The sequence below is a fragment of the Asticcacaulis biprosthecium C19 genome (assembly GCF_000204015.1).
Classification (GTDB): domain Bacteria; phylum Pseudomonadota; class Alphaproteobacteria; order Caulobacterales; family Caulobacteraceae; genus Asticcacaulis; species Asticcacaulis biprosthecius.
Genome location: NZ_GL883078.1, coordinates 273,772 through 276,722, shown reverse-complemented (window position 1 = coordinate 276,722; position 2,951 = coordinate 273,772). Strand labels below are relative to the sequence as shown.

The window sequence follows — 2,951 nt, the reverse complement described above, 5'->3', positions numbered from 1 at the left end:
AGGGAACGGCAAAGCGCGCCGATCTCGATGCCTCGCGCAAATGGGTTGGAGAATTGTCGAGTTACTTGTTGACAGTTAATGAGCGGCCGAGCTGAAACACGGTCGCCGTTTTTACAATTGCATCCTAGACATCCAGTAAGCCTCCGCCGAGTCTTGCAATAACCTACAATTTTGATCGACGGTGATCTCAGCGCCGATCGGGATATCGGCCTAACGAAGGCGAAAATGCGGAGTTTGATTTCGGCCCCTCCAAGTGGCTATTCTGTCGCCAGCGCGGGACAAAACATGATTTTTTGACTTTCAGAGGCGGATTTGATTCAGTCCGAAACGGGTCAAGCGCCTTCCGTCTGGCCGTAACCTCTTGAAAAACAAGCGCAACAGAGAACACAACATGAGCAACAGTGTGAGCACGGGTGATGTCATTTTCGATGCACACCTGACTCACCCACGGGCAGCGACAATGTAAACGGCGTCCCTACGGCCTATATGTCCTTCGCTACGCTTCGTCCTCGTGCGATTTTACGCTTACCGAGATATCTTTCGGCCGCGCTCACCAAACGCGAAGAGCGCGGGGAGGTATCAGCAAAGCAGGGGGCGGAGTTTCCGGTGCCCCCTCGTCTCGAGCCTCGCCGGCACGCAACGAGTTGCCTAAGCAGGCTCCCTTGCTCGACAACTCCCCCGGCCTGGCCGGGAGGGCATCACGAGGGAGGGTAAGCCAGATCAATTCCAATGACTCTCAGAATGGAAGGTCAATCCGCAATTGGTAACTCAAGAACTCGAAACGGCTATGTCGACGTAAAATGCGTCTGCCCCGCGCCGTCACACCGACACGCCATCCGCCAGGCGGGGGAAGCTGATCCGGAACACCGTGCCGTCGGTCTCGGTCGAGGTAAAGGCGATCGTGCCGCCATGGGCTTCGACGATCTCCTTGGTGATGTACAAACCCAGCCCCAGATTGGTCGAGGCCGATTGCGTGGCGGTCGGGGCCGTGGAGGGGGCGCGGGTCAGGGCATTGAAAATCGTCCGCTGGGCCGCCGAGGCGATCGGGACGCCTTCATTGTGTACCGATACCGCCACCGTCTGGGCCAGGCCTTCGACACGGATCGTGATCGGCGTGCCCATGAAGCCGTATTGCACGGCATTGCCGATCAGGTTGGAAAAGACCTGGCCGATGCGGGCCTTGTCCCAGTCGCCACTCAGATCGCCAGTGACCTTCAGCGCGAACTCGCGTTTGGGGTGAAGGACGCGCATCTCGTCGACCAGGCGGTGGGCGAGATGGCCCATGTCCATAGGCTGACGCACGATTGGCAGGCCCGACCCCAGGCGGGCGCGGGTGAGATCCAACAAGTTGTCGACGATCTCGCTGGCGCGGTGGGCACTGTCGACGACCTGGCTTTGCAGGATGGTCTGGGTTTCGCTGAGCGCGCCGAGCTTCAGGGTCAGTTGCGCCGACATGGAGATGGCGCCAAGCGGGTTGCGCAGGTCGTGACTGAGAATGCCCAGAAACAGGTTGCGCGACAGGTCCATCTTTTGCGAGTAGTCGCGGATCGATTCCGTCAGGGCCTGGTCGATGGCTTCGTTGAAGCGGACCAGGGCGTCGACGTGCTCGGCGGTGATGATCGGGGCCGAGGCCAGCCAGCGCTTGGTGACACTGGCGCGCAGGGCGCGGTATTCCGAAACCATCTGCGCCATGTTGAAGCCGCCATCATAGCGCAGGGAGGCATGGATCTCGGCGGCGCTGGGGTGGTGGGCATCGGCGCCTGCGCCGTGGGATTTGTCGGTGCGCTGACGCTCGGTTTGGGCGGATTCGATGTCGCAGACGATGAAGTCGAGGATCTGATGGATGTGGTCGCGGATGGCCAGCGGACCCATGTGGTCGCCGGCCGGTACCATGGACTGGGCGTAGCTTTCCCAGTCAGCGATGATGGGCGCCGTATTGCCGCGAATAAAGTCGACAAGCTGCATTGGATACGCTTTCACACTGACAGATGGGGATAAGCGCCGTGCCGGATATGTTGAAATATCGAATTCGCGCCGGAAGGGAGAATATCGGAAGTCAATACATATCTGGCGGCGCGATATTCAGATAGGATCGGAAAATACGCATTGTATCCTTGTCATACTTTCGGCGATGATCCCGACAGTTTTACTCACAGGTCAAAGACGGCCAGAAACGATAGCCTGTTGGCCCATAAAGCCCAGCCGCTTCCCAGCGACCCACCGCAAACCGTTCCCCTCATTCATGTGGTCGATGACGACTGTCTTATTCGCGACGGCCTGCGCCATCTGCTTGAGGCGGAGGGCCATGCGGTGGCGGACTATGGGTCGGGGGAGGATTTCCTGAGCGCCTACGCGCCCGGTGCGGCTGATTGCCTATTGCTGGACGCGCGGCTGCCGGGGATGAGCGGGCTGGATGTGCTGCAGGGGGTCCGCAGCAGCGGCCATACCATGCCGGTGGTGATGATCACCGGCCACGGCGATATCACCATGGCGGTCGACGCCATGAAGGCCGGCGCGTCGGATTTCCTGGAAAAGCCAGTGACGCGGCGGCGCCTGATGGACTGCGTCGATGCCGCGGTCAAAGCTTCGCGGCAACTCAACACCAGCGAGACAGAGCACCGGTCGGTGGCGGCGCGGGTAGCGCGGCTGACGCAGCGTCAGGGCGATATCCTGGCGCTGATCCTGGCCGGGCAACCCAACAAGAACATCGCGGTCGATATGGGGATCAGCCAGCGTACGGTGGAAAATCACCGGGCGTCGATTATGAAGAAGATGCAGGCGAGATCCCTGGCGGAGTTGGTCCGCATCGTCACCAGCGCCGGGCCCGAACCTGCCCAAGAACCAGCCCCGGAAGCGCCTTATTCCAACCCGCGATGACCTTGACTCGTCGCGGGTTGGCAAGCGCGCCAGAGAACGTACTTCGGGCGCCCGAGCCAATGCGAGGAGCCGTC

At 60.6% G+C, this 2,951-nt stretch carries 2 protein-coding genes; one reads left to right on the top strand and one right to left on the bottom strand.

Annotation, left to right across the window (positions count from 1 at the left end; all coding sequences use genetic code 11):
- Positions 1-819: 819 nt before the first annotated feature.
- A complete protein-coding gene (locus ABI_RS11835) occupies positions 820-1,965 on the bottom strand; it encodes a sensor histidine kinase (protein WP_006273223.1) in 1,146 nt (381 codons plus the stop codon).
- Positions 1,966-2,184: 219 nt separating this feature from the next.
- Between ABI_RS11835 and ABI_RS11830 the strand changes: the two genes are divergently transcribed.
- The gene (locus ABI_RS11830; RefSeq protein ID WP_157138873.1) at positions 2,185-2,877 is read left to right on the top strand and encodes a response regulator transcription factor; all 693 of its coding nucleotides are present in this window, start codon (positions 2,185-2,187) and stop codon (positions 2,875-2,877) included.
- Positions 2,878-2,951 lie beyond the last annotated feature (74 nt).